The sequence below is a fragment of the Catellatospora bangladeshensis genome (genome assembly GCF_016862575.1).
GTDB classification, from domain to species: domain Bacteria; phylum Actinomycetota; class Actinomycetes; order Mycobacteriales; family Micromonosporaceae; genus Catellatospora; species Catellatospora bangladeshensis.
Genome location: NZ_BONF01000017.1, coordinates 70,076 through 85,482, shown reverse-complemented (window position 1 = coordinate 85,482; position 15,407 = coordinate 70,076). Strand labels below are relative to the sequence as shown.

Genomic DNA, 15,407 nt, shown 5'->3' with positions numbered 1-15,407 from the left:
CGCAACCGCAGAAAGAGAGAGACCGATGAACGACACCCTCACCACCGCGACCGGCACCAGCGAGCACGCCAGGATAGAGACGAACACGCTCGGCACGCGCCGCCTGGCCGCGTACCTGGTCGGCATCGGAGCCGTCCTGTTCGCGGCCGGCAACGTGATGCACCCGCTGCGGCACGACACCGCCGCGTACGCGTCGCCGACCTGGGAGGCGGCACACCTCACCTTCGCCCTCGGCGGGATGCTGGTCGCGGCCGGCCTGCCGATGCTCGTCGCCGTAGGCGGCTTCGTGCGTCCCCACTGGATGGTGACGGCGTCGGCCTTGGTGACCGCGGTCGCCTTCGCCGGGTTCGGCCCCGGGGCCTGGTTCGAGGCGTTCATCGCACCGATGCCCGGTGGCGTGCGCGAGCAGGTCGAAGCCGGGCCGGGGCAGGCCGTCAACGCCGTGCTCGGGTTCGCCTGGCTGCTGGCCACCCTGGTCTACGGCATCGGCCTGATCTGGCGCGGCGACCGGCGCGGCGTGCGAGCGGCCGGTGGCGCCCTGGCCGCCGCGGTCGTGGTCATGGTCGTCTTCCCGGGGCTGCCCGGGGCCGAAGGCCTGTGGATCATCCCGGCGACGGTCGTGGTGTCGCTGGCCCACCTGGCCACGGCGCTGACCGCGATGCGTCCGCCCGCCGCGGCGCGGGCCGCCTGAGATGGACCCGATCGCGTACGCGGTGCTGCTGCACGACGAGGCGCTGCGGGAACGCGACGCGCACCGCCACCCGCGGACGGTCGACCTGTGCCGGCGAGCCCTGGAGCTGTTCGAGGAGCACTCCGGCACGGGTCATCCCGACGTGGCCAACGTGCTGACGCTGCTGGCGTCGGCATACGACGAGGCCGGCGCGCACGTGATCGCCGAGGCGCACCACCGGCGGGCGGTGGCGGTCCTGGCCGCGCTGCCCGCCGAGGGCGAGCTGCTGCGCCTGCACATCGAGGCGGCCACGGCGTTCGGCGGCTGCCTGCGCCGCCAGGGCCGGTACCGCGAAGCCGAGGGTGCCCTCCGCCAGGCGCTGGCCCTTGCGGAGCGGGCGTCCTCAGATCTGGACCGGGTGCCGGTCTGGAACGAGCTGGGCATGCTGGCCAAGTTCGCCGGGCGCCTCGACGACGCCGAGGCCGCCTACGCGCTCGCCTTCAGCGCCCTGGAGGCGGCGCACGGCCCGGATGATCCCCGGCTGGCGGCCCTCTGCCACAACCTGGCCGGACTGGCACACAGCCGCGGCGAGTTCGCGGCGGGGGAGCGGTGGGCACGGCGGTCGCTCGCCCTGCACCGCGCCGGTCATCCCGCCGGACACCCGGCGATCGTCGCCGACGAGGCACACCTGGCCGCACTGCTGCACGCCCAGGGCCGGCACGGCGAGGCGGAACCGCTGCTGCGGCACGCGATCGCATACTTCACGCACCGGCACGGAGCCGAGCACCACGAGGTGGCCGTCAACCTGCACAACCTCGCCTCGGTGCGGGCCGCGCTGGGGGACCTGGCCGAGGCCGAGGTGCTCTACCGCGCGGCGCTGGCGGGCAAGCGGGCGTCACTCGGGGCAGAGCATCCGGACACCGCGCTGACGCTGCACAACCTGGCCGTCGTCGTCGCCGACCGCGGTGCTACGTCCGAGGCGTGTGTGCTGGCCGAGCGGGCGTACCGCATCCTCGCCGCGACCGTGGACGGCAGGCATCCGGCGCTGGCGGCCGCCGCGGACAACCGCCGGCGGCTCCGCGTCCCGGCCTGCCCGGATGGCTCGGACATTCCGCTTCTCGGGTCAGGGGTTTGAGGATCTGGAAACCTCCCGCCCACACGATGGGAATCATGCGGTCGGAACCTGTGCCGGTCCGGCTACCCAGCTTGCGCGTAAGGCGTCTTTCGGCAGTTCAGAGGATCGGCCAGCCGCTTCGTGGGGCCAGACATCAAGGTGCAGAGGTCGATGTCCGGCCGTTCGTCCGGGCGGGCCCGCAGGGCACGGCGGGCTCGCGCGCTGTTACGTTCGCGGATCGCCGTACATGGTGAAGCTCCGGTTCGTCGCGGCATGCGGCGCCCAGTACATCTTCACCTCCGCGCTGCGCGGCTGACCCCGCCCCGGGCGGCCGGCGCCACAGGGCCGTGCCGGCCGCCCTTCGACCGCTCAAGCAACAACTAAACGACTGGAACCATGACTGCGAATCCGGCCTTCGACCACTTCCGGCCCTCCGACGACCACCAGGAACTGCGCGAGGCGGTACGCGCCGTCGTGTTCACGGTGCCTGCACGTAGGCGACGGTGAAGTCGGTGTCGCCTCGCGCTCCGGTCGGGGTGTGGCACCAGACGTACAGATCGAGCTGGGGTGGGGCGCTGTAGGAGTTGATGGTGCCGAGCTGGCAGTAGCCTCCGCCTGGCCCGGTCGCGGTGATCTGCGTGTGGTCGCCGATCTTGGCAAGGTTGGCCCAGGTCAGCCGGTAGTATCCGACGCCGAGCCGGGCGACGGTCGGGGTCTCGCCGGTGCTGGTCCAGGAGTGGGCGAGGTCGACGGCGGGTGTGGACGCGGTGCCGGTGACAGTCGCGTAGGCGGCCTTGGCCGCCGGGTCGCCGTGCAGGCCGACGCCGTCGGTGTACGACAGCAGGAACATGCTGTCCACCGCCTTGCCCTCAGGTGCGTCGCCGACCTCGGTGCACTGCACGAGGATCTCCAGCCCGTAGGCGACAGGCGCGGTGTCCAGCGCGTCGCAGTGCGCCGGTGTCCCCGTGCCGTACGGGGTGACCTGCACACCACCGGTGTCGGCGGCGAAGGAGGTGCCGTGCAGCGCGACCCGGTATCGGCCGGTGCCCTCCCGCAGCACGCCGACAGGCTGCCCGGCGGAGCTGAAGGTGCCGCTGTTGACGATCGCCTCGCTGCCGGTGGCGCCGCCGGGCTGGTCATAGCGGAGCGTGGCGTACGCGCGGCCGCCGGTGGTGGGCGCGGCGAAGAACACCTCGAACCACCAGTCGGCCGGGGCGCCGTGCTCGTCGAAGCAGCGCACGGCGACGAGCTCGTCGGCGCCGTCGGGTCCGTAGTCGGCGACCGCGCAACTGCGGCCCCGGTAGATGGTGCGGTATGCCGTCACCTGGGCGATGCCGGTGACCGAGCCGATGTCGGGCAGCCGGACCCGGTACTGCCCGGTGCCGGTGTGCACGACGTCGGCCCGGCGCGTGGCGGTGGCCGGGTCGCGGCGGCCGGTGGTCCACTGCCAGCCCGGGTTGAGGGCGGTGACGGCACCCAGCGGCGCCTCCGTGGTGGTGGCCCGGTCCATGTAGGCGTATCCCCAGCGCGGTGTGGGCTGAGGGGCTGGTGTGTCCGGTGCCCGCAAGGCGCCGATCACCTCGTCGGCGTCGGCGTGGGCGTCGCTGGGCGACAGACCCGCCTGTGCGGCGCCTTCGTGCCACGGCAGCGGGCGGTGCACGTCCGGCGAGACGCCGATGCGGTACCTGATCTGCTGCCAGTCGTCGTGGCCGCTCAGCCCTTCGGTGTAGCCGAACTCGCGGACGTAGTCGAACCCCTTCGGCCAGTCCGGCGGCCGGGTGCCGCCGGGCGGTTCGATCGGCACGAAGTCGGTGGCCAGGGCGGGGGTGTCGCACCTGCCGTCGCTGCCGGCGTAGATGCGCTGGTTCTTGCGGAAGTCGGTGGTCAGGGAGCGGGTCTGCAGCGTGTTCAGGCCGCCGCCGGTGGGGTCGAACCCGGTGATGCACACCTGGAACTGGCCGATGATGTCGACCTCGACGTCGGGGTCGGTGGCCTGCCGGCCCATGTCGTCGAAGTTCCAGTCCAGGCCGGCAGAGCCGGCGCCGACGCGCAGCGTTCCGGCGGCGTCCCACCAGGCGGTGAGGTAGTCGCTGGCGGCGCCGATGCCGGTCCGCTCGTCGAGCCGGTGCGGGTCGAGGTTGTTGAGCGCTGCGCGGGAGTAGTCGAGCGTGGCTGCGTGTTCGAGGGCGGCGTGCAGGCGGTCTGCGTCGGTCTCGGCCAGCATCATGGCGCGGGCGATGCCAAAGTCGGGGATGCCGGTGCTGGAGTACCGATAGTTCATCACCGACTGGTAGTTCGGTTTGTACGGGACGTCGTCGTCGCCGCCGTGGCGCAGGGTGAGGGCGTGGCCGAGTTCGTGGACGAAGGTGGCCGCCGCGGCGTGCGCGGAGGCGTCGGGCAGGCCCTGCTCGTTGAGGGCGTCGTTGCCGGCGCCGAGCGTGACCATGAAGTCGTTGCTGTTGGGGCCGAAGCAGCACACCCCGGAGCTGTTGGTCTCGTTGTGGGCGTACCCCCACAGGTTGTAGAAGAAGCGCTCGTCGCGGATCGGGCGGAAGTGGGCGGCCCGGTAGTCGTCGAACGGGCTGCGGTCGGTGGTCGCCGACCGCTGCGCCAGGCGCGCCTTGCGGGCCGAGCCGGCGTCTATGCCGTCTGACAGGTCGATCAGCAGCTGCACGCCGGGGCCGGAGGTGTAGCCGTACGGGCAGGGGTAGGCCGGCCGGTCGCCGCGATCGAACATGTAGGTGGCCGCGGCCAAAGACGCGGCGGCGGGTTGATGGCTCTCCTGGGCGTCGTACAGCCAGTCGATCTCGACCGCGACGGTCTCCCGGCATGGGTCGGCGCCGCGTTCCGCGAGCCAGGGGTCGGTCTGGCCGCCTGCGGTCAGGCCGTGCAGCTCCTCGGCGTCGGTGAGGCCGTCGTGGTCGGTGTCGAGGCCGGGCGCCGGGTCGGGCAAGGGGCGGCCGAGGTTGGTGTTGAAGGCGGCGTCCGAACCCCGGACGAACCGGTGCAGTACGGTGCCGGTCTCGGGCAGGTCGACGTAGACGGCGTCGGTGTCGCGGTTGACGATGCGCAGGCCGGTCAGGTCCCAGTCGTCGCGGGCCGAGGTGTGCACGAGGTCGAACCCGCCGATGAGCTTGGCGTTCGGTACGCACGGGGACAGCGCGGCCTGCCACACGTACGTGGTGCCGTGGCCGGCGGGGTAGACCCGGCCGCCCTCGTGGTAGGGCCGTCCCGGTGGCAGGTCGCTGTCCTCCGGCGGGTCTGCGGCGCCGTCACCGTCGTAGTCCTCGAAGAACAGGTGCCGGCCGCCGAGAGTGATCGTCTCCCGAGCGTCGACGGGGTAGTAGTTGCCGGTGCTTCCCGCCCAGCCGATGCCGTCGGGTCCGGTGTTGATCGTGACGGTGACCCGGCAGACGTTGCTGAGGTCGCGCCAGCCGGTGTTCCAGGTCTGGTTGGCGTTCTTCGAGAACCGGTGGATGAGTCCCTGCTCGGGGCTGCGGTCGTAGTAGACCCGCGAGGGCGTGTCCCGGTCCACGATCCGCAGGCCGACCAGGTCCCAGTTGTCGGTTTCATGATCATCGGCGCGGTTGGTGTGCATGAAGGTGAAGCCGCGGGTCAGCACCGAGTTGTGCTGGCACCGTTCCAGCGAAGCATGCCAGACATGGGTGGCGTGGCGCCGGTCGCCGGTGCCGCCCTTGTGGATGGGGCCGGGGTCGTCGCTCGTGCCGTCGCCGTCGGCGTCCTCGAAGACGACCGGCGCGTTCCCGATGAAGATCATCTCCTCGGAGTCGTCGCGGATACCGTCGCCGCCGGTCGTGATGGTGAACGTGAACCGGCACAGGTGGTCGGTGTCGGCCAGCGCCGGGTTCGGCGCCGGTCCGGCCGCCGCCAGCGCCGCCAGCAGCACCGCGGCGGTGAGCCCGGCCCGCCACCGGGGTCGTCTGCTCATGAACATTTCCTGCCTCCCGTAGGGGTGGGGGGATCGACCGCTCCAGTGCAGCGGGGCACCGGCGCACGCCGCCACCGCGCGGAACGCACTGGTGGCGATGCGGAACACAACCGAACACGGCCGGGCGCCGAAGATTTTCAAGATTTTTTCTGGTGCGGCCGGAGTTTTCGCGACCTGCCGCCTCTGTAGGCACGGACCCCGTCAGAACAGGAGCGATGCAGTGCAGGAAACCTTGCCGGCGCAGTTGCACCGGCTGCGCCTCCGCGCCGGCGCACCCTCATACCGGCAGTTGGCCGCCGCCGGGCGGCGGACCTACGCCGCCAGCACCATAGCCGACACCCTCAACGGGCGGCGCAAGGCCGTCGCCTGGCAGTTCGTGCACTTCTTCGTCAGCGCTTGCCTCGCCCACGCCGAGCGGTACGCCATACCCCTGGCACCGTCCGACACGGACTTCAGCCGGTGGTGGCAGTGCTGGCTGGCGGCCGAGCACCAGCCGGCCGGCTGCCCGGCGGCCGCCGACCGAGCGGGAGCGCGCCCGTGACGGCTGTTTGCCTGCCCGCCACGCCGGTGGCGGGCAGCCCTCGCCTGGCTCCGGCGGCCGCTGCGCGAGCCCACCGCGCCGTGGCGACGGCCCCTAACATTCACCTCAGGCGGCGCGGTCCGAATAGGAGGCACTCGTGAGCACCGTGGATCGGGGCGCATCTCCCGTCGATGTCTCGGTGGTGTCCCTAGCCCAGCTGGAGGCCGCCGCGGGCGGGCGCGACCATGCCCTGCGCGAGCAGGCCGGCGACCGGCTCGTCGCGATGGTGACCGCGGGCGGGGCCGATGCCGACGCCGCGATGCAGGCCCTGTGCCGTGCCGAGCTGGCGCGGCTGCACCACTACTTCGCGCTGCGGGTCGACGACGAGCACGATGCGGTCGACCTGACCCGCGACCTGCTCGACCGGGTGTGCGCCGTGCACGCGAGCGCGGGCCTGGTCCTGCGGCACGGCGCGCGGTCGTTCTACCGCTACGTCTACACCGCAGCCCGCCGTGACGTCGCGCACCACCTGCGTAAGCGGGTCCGGGCGGCCCCGGCCGATCCGGCCGATCTCGACCTCGCCGACCGGCCGCAGCCGACCGTGGAGGAACTGGCTGGAAGCTGGGAGCTCGGCAGCTGGCTGCGGCAGGCTACCCACCACATCAAGGATGACTACGAGCTGGTCCTGCTGGCCTACACCCAGGATCTGCCCCGGCGGCAGCTGATCGAGGCCAGCGGTGTCGCGGCGCACCGCTTCGACCGCGTGCTGTACGACGCCCGCATCCGGGTTACCGAGCACCTGCTCACCCTCCACCTGGCCCGCACCCGCCCGTGCGCGGCCGGCGAGTGGAACCGGCGCGACCCGGCCGGGTTCACGCCGCAGGTGTACCAGCGCACCCGCCGCCACCTCAAGGGATGCGACGTCTGCCGACAGCAGTACGCCCACAGCCGCAAGGTGGGGCTGGCCAAGGACTTCCTGGTGATCCCCATTCTGGCGATGCCGGCTGCGCTGGCCGCCTGGGGGCGCGAGGAGAGCGACGAGCGGGCGGCTGCCGCAGTCGCGGTGTCTCGTGACACGCCCGCGACCGCCCCGGCTCCGGCCACCGTCGTCGCGCCCGCAGACATCGTCGCGGCGCCCCGCCCGCCGTCGCCGGTCGGCGGCCTGGGCGGTCGCATCTTGACCGCGCTGGCCGGCAACCCGTCCCTCGGGCGGCTGGCCGACGCGGTTTTGGGCAACCCGGCGGCGGCCGGCGGCACGGCGGTCGTAGTGGCGGTTTCGGTGGCGGCGGTGGTCTTCACCGGAACCGGCGGTCCGGCTGCTTCGCCCGACCCGCGCCCGTCCGCGACCGCGGTGACGGCACCCGGCACCGCGGCGCCTGCCGTGCCGACCTCGCCGCCTTCCTCCGGCGGTCCGGGCGCGCCCGGCCCCGCACCCTCGGCGCCGGCCTCCCCGGTTCCGACAGGCGCCGACCCCGGCAGCGCGGGAACGGGCGGCGCGTCCGCGGGCCAGGTCCTGCAGGGCAGCCCAAACTGGGGATACGTGTACGTCGACAAGGCGACCGAGGCGGAAGCACCCATCGGGACCGCGACGCCGCTGAACCTGAACACCCAGTGGAGCACCGCTGCCGACTACCCGGCCACCACGGGCCAGCAGGCCCTGGTGACCCACACCGGTACCGGCCGCTATCAGGTACGGCTGCCCGGACTCGGAGCCGAGCGGGCAGTCACGCACGTCACCGCGTACCGCACCGTCTACCGGGGGCGCGTCTGCGCCGTCGCCGACTACCGGAGATCCGGCACCGACGAACTCGTCGACGTGCGTTGTTTCGACCACACCGGGGCACCGATCGACTGGTGGTTCACGGTGTTCGTCGCCGCGGCGGCCGGGGGCACGCAGCCGTACGCGACGGTCGCCTACAGCGCGGCGGGCATCCGCGCGGCGGGCACCGCCAACTCGGCCGGCGGGACGAACTCCGTCACCCGTACCGGCACCGGCCGATACCAGGTGCAGCTGCCCGGCCGTGATTTCGCGGCGGGAACGGGCGGGATGATGCTGACCACCTTCGGCACCGCCGCAGCCCGCTGCCGTGTCGCGGGGACCGCTTCCGCCGGGGACGCGCTGACGGTGTCGGTGGCCTGCCAGGCCGTCACCACCGGTGCCGCCACCGCCCGGGACAGCGGGTTCCTGCTCACCTACACCGACCGGGCAGGGCCGCACCGGGACGGGTCCGCGCCGTCGGCTTACACCCTGGTATCCGGCGGCGCCGCCCCGCACGTCGACGCAGCGCGTTCGTACAGCAGCGACGGAGAGACCCCGTCGGTGTCCCGGCTCAACACCGGCTGGTACCGGCTGACATGGACCTCGCTCGGCAAGTTCGGCGACAGCGTGCAGCTGACGGCGTACGGTGACGACGACCGCTACTGCCACCTGGGCGCGATCAACTCCTACAGCGCGCCTCCGAAGCTGACCGTCGACGTCTACTGCCACGGCAACGCGGGCACGCTGGCCGATGGCGGTTTCGTCGCCAGCTACCTGCGCGCCCCATGACGGAAGCGAAGACCGCGGCTGGGGCACCACCGGCGGTCCCCAGCCGCTGTTACAGGCACCGACACGTGAGCGCTCCGCAGTGCGAACCCGCGCGGATCACCGCGGCCGGCAGTCACGCGCCACCCGACGCAGGCCGGGAAGCGCCATGGTCGTAGGTGCGTCGTGCCCGTTCCACCTCCGGGAGGCTGGCGTCGGCCCAGGCGGTGAGGTGGGCGAAGATCGGGCCGAGGCTGGCGCCCAACTCGGTGATCTCGTACTCGACTCGCGGGGGCACCTCGGCGTGGTAGGTGCGCGCTATGAGCCCGTCGCGTTCCAGCTGGCGCAGCCGCTGTGTGAGCACCTTCGGGGTGATGCTGGTCAGCCGGCGCTCCAGCTCCACGAAGCGTTGACGACCGTACTCGTGAAGGGCCCACAGGATGGGTGTGGTCCACCGGCTGAACACGATGTCGACGACCGGAGCGACCGGACATGCCAGCTCGGGATCCGTCGACTGTTTCATGTGCCCTCCGTCACAAACACATTACTATCCTCTAGGTACCTACTATACCGGCGCTACTAGCGTTCTCTCCAACCGCGCGAACGACGCGGTCGGAACTGGAGACACAGACATGTTCGTCGTGGTAGGAGCCACCGGAAACGTCGGCCGTACCCTCTCGTCGATTCTCGCCGCGTCGGGCGCTGCGGTGACGGCGGTGTCCCGGGGACTACGCCCCCTCGCGTTACCACCCGAGGTTCGCCACCATCGCGCAGACCTCGAGCAGCCCGAGACCCTGCGCCCGGCGCTCGCCGGTGCCGAAGCGCTGTATCTGCTCGTGGAAGGCGCCGGGGCCCACCTGGACATGCCCGAAATCCTGCGGATTGCCGCAACCGCAGGCGTGAAGCGCATCGTGTTGCAGTCCTCGCAAGCGGTCGCGACCCGGCCGGAGTCCGCGTCGCACGCGCCCTTACGCACCATCGAGGACCTCGTACGCCGATCCACCCTCGGCTGGACCGTCCTGCGCCCCGGCGGCTTCGCCTCCAACGCCTTCGCCTGGGCTGAACCGGTACGAGGGGAGCGGAGGGTGGCCGCACCGTTCGGCGACGTCGGCCTGCCCGTGGTCGACCCCGACGACATCGCCGAAGTAGCAGCCGTGGCCCTGCGTGACGGCTCGCACGATGGCCGCACCTACGAATTGACCGGCCCGGCACTGAGTACGCCCCGCGAACGGGTCGCCGATCTCGCCGCCGCCCTCGGCGAGCCGATCGGCTTCGTGGAGCAGACGCCCGACGAAGCCCGCGAACAGATGCTGCGGTTCATGCCGCCACCGGTGGTCGAGGGCACACTGGCGATTCTCGGTACGCCAACAGAGGCCGAGCAGCGGATAAGCCCAGACATCGCCGAGGTCCTGGGCCGGCCACCGCGCCCCTTCGCCGCCTGGGCCACGCGCAACATCGACGCCTTCCGCTGACAGGTGCGCCGAATCGGAACGGTTCATCCTCGGGATGAGACCGCAGTTGTCCAACACGATTGATTGCTGATGTCCAGCGCTTGCCCGCTGGACATCAGCGCTATCTTACCGTCGCCTCCGGCGGTTGCCGGCCCACCTCGTTGGGCTGCCGAGCGGCCGACTGCCGCTCACTGGAGTGAACGCCCATCGGCACCGATGATCCGGCGAAGGCAGTAGCGGGTCGGCAGCCATCACAGTACAGTTCCGGGCGCATGAGGAAGACCGGCAGCTCTCGATGGATTCCAGGTAGCCGAGCGCGTCGAACGGCAGCGGAGTCAGGAGCCCATCCGGCCCATCGACAGCAGTACACCCACCCCGGTCGAGCCTGCTCTGTCAGCGGTGCCGTTCGGGTGCCGGGTTTGTTCGCGCGCACGCCCGAGGCCGGGTTATCGCCGGCCGAACGCCGCCGGTTCGGCCCCGCGAAGCTCGTCCGGGGCTTGCGATCCGCTGCAGGTGGCGAGGCTGCAGAAGCGCCGCTGGCCGGTCTCGTCCAGGAACAGCCAGCCGCAGCTCGGGTTCGGGCAGGTGCACACTGCCAGCCTCCGCGGGTCCGTGAGCAGGCCCGCGGCGGTCCAGGCTGCGGCCAGCAGTGGCAGTCGCAGCCCAGCGCCCAGGTCGGTGCGCCAGCGTGCGCCGTCGCCGTGGGCCGGCAGGAGCAGCTGCCACCGAGCCGCCTCCTGCGCCAGGACGGCAACCTGCTCGAACGTCACCCTGTCGGGTGTCTCGGTGAGGCAGCTGTACAGGTTGGTGCGCAGCCGGCGCGCCTGGTCGAGCACCGCCGCCGCCTCGTCGGGACAGCGCTCGGCCAGCACGCACAGGCGGCTGACGGCGGCCTCGTCGGCCAGTCCCGCGAACCCAGTCCACACGGCAAGGGTGCGGTACCTGCGCAGCCACTCCGATCCGGGCAGCGGCGGCTCCTGCCGCCATCCGGCGAACGTGTTGCAGAAGTCGAGTGCGGGGTGGCCGCCGACGCTCCAGGGCAGACTCTCCTCGCGCAGGCGCACCTCGTACACCATGCGGCGGGGCGGGTCGAGCCGCGGATCGCGCTGCAGGATACGCCGGTACAGCTCGGCGAGCTGTTCGCCCGGATCCACGCCGAGGTCCTCGGCCAGCGCCCGCCGGGTCCGGTCGTAGAGCAGCAGGGCGTCGGCCTGCCGGCCGTCGCGGTAGAGCGCCGTCATCAGGGCCCCGACCAGTCGCTCCCGCGTGGGGTGCGCCGCTGCCGGGTCGGGGACCTCAACGATGACCTGTTCATGCTTGCCGAGCAGCAGCCACGCCTCGGCCCGCATCTCCAGCGCCAGCAGGCGGGTTTCGTCGAGCTGCGCGCCGAGCAGCTCGCGCAGTCCATCAGGGGCGAGGTCGGCCAGTAGCGGGCCGCGCCAGAGTCCGAGCGCCTGGTCGAGCAGCTCCACCCGTGCGTCCGGCTCGGCCGACTCGGTGGCTCGGCGCACCAGCGCGGCGAACTCGTGCATGTCGACGGTGAGACCTTCGGGGGAGACCAGATAGCCGTCGTTGCTGGTGCTGATGCGCACGCCGTAGGCGGCGAGCGCGGCGCGCACACGGCCGATGTAGGTGTGCACGGCGCTGCGCGCCGACGCCGGGGGTCGGTCGCCCCACAGCAGCTCGATGACGCGGCCGGTCGGCACCAACCGGCCCACCTCGCACAGCAGGATCGCCAGGAGCAGCCGCTCCTGACGCCGGATGCCAAGCTCGACGGCGGTGCCACCGGCGGCGGCCTCGAACGGGCCGAGCAGACGAAACTCCATACCCAAGCCACGCGTCAGGCAGCCGGACAGGTTCGCCGCGAGCACGGTCAGGACGCGGTGAGCGGCCGTGGTGATGATCACTCCAGCGGAAGGTCGCAGGAGCGATCAGTCCAATTTGTCCGACATCGCCATCAGGTCTGTGGTCAGCCCGTGGTCAACGGCCGCCGCGACGCTGATCCGGTCCGGCCGGCCAGGCCGAGACACGAACCCGAGGAGCAAACATGCGCCGACTGACAACCGTCGCCGTGGCGTCGGTCATGGCGTTGTCCGCCGCCACACCCGCCTCCGCCGCGGAACCCTCCGCCGCACAGGGCGCCTGGAGGCCGGCCCCGCAGGCCTCGTACGACCTGCCCGCCGGGGCGCGCTGCGACTTCGCCGTGCACACCCAGCCCGTCGTCGACGAGGTGCGCAAGCTGGTGCTGGACACCTACCCCGACGGCAGGCCCAAGCGGGAGCTGTACGCCGGTGACCTCATCCTGGAGATCACCAACACCCAGACCGGGGCGAGCACCCGCGCCGACGCCGGCGGCACCACAATGATCGACTACCACGCCGACGGGTCCATGACGTGGTACGCCGTCGGCCCAGTGATGGCCGGCTTCCGCGCGGGCGGCGGCACGCTGCCGCGCGGCCTGTACATCCTCGACGGCGTGTACACCCTCGACATCGCCGCCGACGGGTACAAGACCGTGGACATGATCCAAGGCAGCACCCGCGACCTCTGCGCCGACGTCGCCTGAGCAGCCGCGGTGACCGGCGCGCTCCGCCGGTCACCGCGGTCGTCTTACATCATCCTGTCGCCTGGAAACCGCCTGTGGCCAGCGAGAACATCACCGGGGAGCCTTGATATCTGTAACCGTTGGGATAGAATTTGTGTTGCAGACGAAACAGGGTGTTCCCGGGCGGTGCGCTCTGAAGAGCTGCCTCCGGGGATGCCCGTCACGCAGCGACGACTAGGGAAGGAGCTGAGCTGCGATGGCGATGCGATGGGATCCGTTCCGCGACTTCGACCGCCTGGCCGGTGAGGTGTTCGGCGCGGCCCGAACCCCGGCGCTGATGCCGATGGACTGCCTGCGCACCGGCGAGGAGTTCGTCGTCCGGTTCGACATGCCCGGCATGGAACCCGACACCCTTGACGTGTCGGCGGAGAACAACACCCTGACCGTGCGCGGCGAGCGGCGCCGCCACGATCCCGAGGGCGCCACATATCTGGTGTCGGAGCGCCCCACGGGCAGCTACAGCCGCCAGCTGGTCCTCGGTGACGGCGTGGACGTCGAGGCGATCAGCGCCGAGTACACCGACGGCGTGCTGAGCCTGCGCATCCCGGTCGCCCAGCAGGCCAAGCCCCGCAAGATCGAGATCGGTCGTGCGGAGGCCGGCCGCAAGGCGCTGGCCGACCAGCAGGGCGACCAGGCCGCCGACCAGCACCTGATCGGCAGCAGCGCCTGAGCTCGCCAGGTGGGCGCACCGGAAAGGGGTGGTGAGCTGGGCCGAACCGACTCATCCAGGCGCCGGTGGCATCCCCTGATGCCACCGGCCGGACCGACAGGAGGTGGTGCACCGTGACCGCAGCGGGCGTGCGGGCGCCGCACATCGGCGACGCGGACTACCCCGGCTTCGCCATGGGCGCCGCCGCCGACGCGCTCAAGGTGACGCCTGCGTTCCTGCGGGCGGTGGAGGCGGCGGGCCTGTTCGAGGCGCACCGTTCCGACGGTGGGCACCGCCGCTACAGCCTCGACGATCTGCACCGGGCCGACCGGGCACGGCACCTGGTCGACGACGGGCTGCGCCTGGACGCCGCCGTCCGCGTCGTCCGGCTTGAGTACCAGCTCGCCGCCGCACAGAAGATGATCGAGGTTTTGCGGCACAGACTGGACGAACCTGGCTGCGGCGCCTGACGCATTAAGGCTCCTGGCACGGGAGATGGACCCGGGCGCCGGCCGATCCGGCGCGCTCAGCCTCGGGACTGGTCCAGATCGGTTTCGGCCCGCGCCTGCAGATGCCAGGCGTCCAGTGTTTGAGCCCAGCCATGGACCCACCTATCGCTGCGCACAGGCGTCGGCGCCCGGATGCCCGGGCGCCGACGCCGTTGACACCATCAAGGGTCTTCACCGCTTGCGGTTGGGTGGGCGGCGCAGAGCACGCGGACCGCGTCGGCGGTGGTAGTGGGCCGGAACCAGCAAGGCCATCACGATCACCCCTCGTCAACAACCAGAGATCCTGGTCCAACCGACGAACCAATTCTACCGTCGCCGCAACAGGTTTCACCAGGTCAGCCCGCGTACCACGCGGACGATCGCCCACACGTCAGCCTCCCTGCCGAACCCATCGCCGACGGGTACGCCCGTCAGGCGCAGGCGCTGCCCGTCGTGGACGCCGGGCGGTACGGCGACCTCCAAGGTGACCACGCCGTCGCCTGTGCGAAAGCAGACGAGCCGACGGGCACCGGCCAGCGCCTGCCGGCCCGTCAGCTCCACCGTCACGTACACCACCGAGTCCGGCGCCCGCCGTGGATCGGGGTCCCGCGCGTGACCGGGCCTGGTGTCAGCCGCGGCGGCCCAACGGACCCGGTCCGGTGCCGCGGGCCCGGCCACAGACCGGTCGTAGCGGGCCCGGCTGACCGGGTCCGACAGGACCCGATACGCCTCATTGGCCGCCCGGAACCCCTCGTGCGCCGCCGGATCGGCGGTCACATCCGGATGCCAGCGCCGGGCAAGCCGGTGGTAGGCCCGCCGGATCTCCTCCGTGCTGGCCCGTCGCCCGATCTGCAGCACCTCGTAATGGTCGCGCGGCGCCGGCATCGGCTCCTCCCGCGAACGTGTACGGCATATATCGGCTCTCAACATCAACAGCTACATCGGTCGCCGCAATACGTCAACGATGGCGCGGGAGCCGAGGCCGACCGCGCGGCCGTCGGCGAACAGCAGTACGGCTCGGTGGGTCAGCCGACCTCATGACATGGTCTGGCGGGGGCGCATCTCTTACGGCGTGTACCTGTGGCACTGGCCGCTGTTCCAGTACGTCAACGCCGATCGCACCGGCACTTCGCCCCGGCAGGGTTCCAGCAGATAATCGGTCCGTGGCTGCTGCCGCAGCTGGCCGGCCTCGCCCTCGACGGTGTGAGACCCCGACCTGCCGGCAGCTGACCCGGGCCGTCGGCGTGCAGGTGGTGCAGGCAGTCCGCGGCCGCTGACGCCACTGGGGCGACGACGCTGACGGCAGATGCGAAGCGGGCGGTGCCGACGCCCTCTCACCGTTTGGGTGAAATGTTCACCACGCCCGTGGCCGTGATGCGGCGGCAGTAGCTACCTGCCGTCCGCCATGGCAGGCTCTCAAAAGCCGCATATCGGAAC

At 71.7% G+C, this 15,407-nt stretch carries 12 protein-coding genes; 8 read left to right on the top strand and 4 right to left on the bottom strand.

Annotated features, from left to right (window positions below; genetic code table 11):
- Nucleotides 1-25: 25 nt before the first annotated feature.
- On the top strand, nucleotides 26-691 hold the full coding sequence (locus Cba03nite_RS16610; protein WP_203746721.1) for a hypothetical protein: 666 nt from the start codon (nucleotides 26-28) through the stop codon (nucleotides 689-691).
- A 1-nt stretch (nucleotide 692) separates the two neighbouring features.
- Entirely contained in the window at nucleotides 693-1,805 is a 1,113-nt protein-coding gene (locus Cba03nite_RS16605) for a tetratricopeptide repeat protein (RefSeq protein WP_203746720.1), read from the top strand.
- A gap of 457 nt (nucleotides 1,806-2,262) precedes the next feature.
- Here Cba03nite_RS16605 and Cba03nite_RS16600 read toward each other — a convergent pair whose 3' ends face one another.
- A complete protein-coding gene (locus tag Cba03nite_RS16600; RefSeq protein ID WP_203746719.1) occupies nucleotides 2,263-5,733 on the bottom strand; it encodes a zinc metalloprotease in 3,471 nt (1,156 codons plus the stop codon).
- Nucleotides 5,734-5,953: 220 nt separating this feature from the next.
- On the opposite strand from Cba03nite_RS16600, the gene Cba03nite_RS16595 reads away from it, so the two are divergent.
- Nucleotides 5,954-6,274, top strand: coding sequence for a hypothetical protein (locus Cba03nite_RS16595; RefSeq protein ID WP_203746718.1), 321 nt, complete (start codon nucleotides 5,954-5,956; stop codon nucleotides 6,272-6,274).
- A 136-nt stretch (nucleotides 6,275-6,410) separates the two neighbouring features.
- On the top strand, nucleotides 6,411-8,801 hold the full coding sequence (locus Cba03nite_RS16590) for an RNA polymerase sigma factor (RefSeq protein WP_203746717.1): 2,391 nt from the start codon (nucleotides 6,411-6,413) through the stop codon (nucleotides 8,799-8,801).
- Nucleotides 8,802-8,913: 112 nt separating this feature from the next.
- On the opposite strand, the gene Cba03nite_RS16585 is transcribed toward Cba03nite_RS16590, so the two are convergent.
- Complete coding sequence (locus Cba03nite_RS16585) at nucleotides 8,914-9,300, bottom strand: winged helix-turn-helix transcriptional regulator (protein ID WP_203746715.1); 387 nt, start codon at nucleotides 9,298-9,300, stop codon at nucleotides 8,914-8,916.
- 109 nt (nucleotides 9,301-9,409) lie between these two features.
- On the opposite strand from Cba03nite_RS16585, the gene Cba03nite_RS16580 reads away from it, so the two are divergent.
- Nucleotides 9,410-10,249, top strand: a complete 840-nt coding sequence (locus tag Cba03nite_RS16580; RefSeq protein ID WP_203746713.1) for an NAD(P)H-binding protein — start codon at nucleotides 9,410-9,412, stop codon at nucleotides 10,247-10,249.
- A 425-nt stretch (nucleotides 10,250-10,674) separates the two neighbouring features.
- Here the strand turns inward: Cba03nite_RS16580 and Cba03nite_RS16575 are convergent, their stop codons facing one another.
- Nucleotides 10,675-12,054 carry a BTAD domain-containing putative transcriptional regulator gene (locus Cba03nite_RS16575; protein ID WP_203746711.1) on the bottom strand — a complete coding sequence of 460 codons (1,380 nt, stop codon included), beginning with the start codon at nucleotides 12,052-12,054 and terminating at the stop codon, nucleotides 10,675-10,677.
- Between the two features lie 221 nt (nucleotides 12,055-12,275).
- Between Cba03nite_RS16575 and Cba03nite_RS16570 the strand changes: the two genes are divergently transcribed.
- From Cba03nite_RS16570 to Cba03nite_RS16560, 3 genes are all read left to right on the top strand, one after another.
- Nucleotides 12,276-12,794: a hypothetical protein gene (locus Cba03nite_RS16570; protein WP_203746710.1), complete on the top strand. Its 519-nt coding sequence runs from the start codon at nucleotides 12,276-12,278 to the stop codon at nucleotides 12,792-12,794.
- 235 nt (nucleotides 12,795-13,029) lie between these two features.
- Nucleotides 13,030-13,503, top strand: coding sequence for an Hsp20/alpha crystallin family protein (locus tag Cba03nite_RS16565; protein ID WP_203746709.1), 474 nt, complete (start codon nucleotides 13,030-13,032; stop codon nucleotides 13,501-13,503).
- Between the two features lie 113 nt (nucleotides 13,504-13,616).
- Nucleotides 13,617-13,952, top strand: coding sequence for a MerR family transcriptional regulator (locus Cba03nite_RS16560; RefSeq protein ID WP_239125790.1), 336 nt, complete (start codon nucleotides 13,617-13,619; stop codon nucleotides 13,950-13,952).
- Nucleotides 13,953-14,318: 366 nt separating this feature from the next.
- On the opposite strand, the gene Cba03nite_RS16555 is transcribed toward Cba03nite_RS16560, so the two are convergent.
- The gene (locus Cba03nite_RS16555) at nucleotides 14,319-14,855 is read right to left on the bottom strand and encodes a J domain-containing protein (RefSeq protein WP_203746708.1); all 537 of its coding nucleotides are present in this window, start codon (nucleotides 14,853-14,855) and stop codon (nucleotides 14,319-14,321) included.
- Between the last annotated feature and the right edge of the window lie 552 nt (nucleotides 14,856-15,407).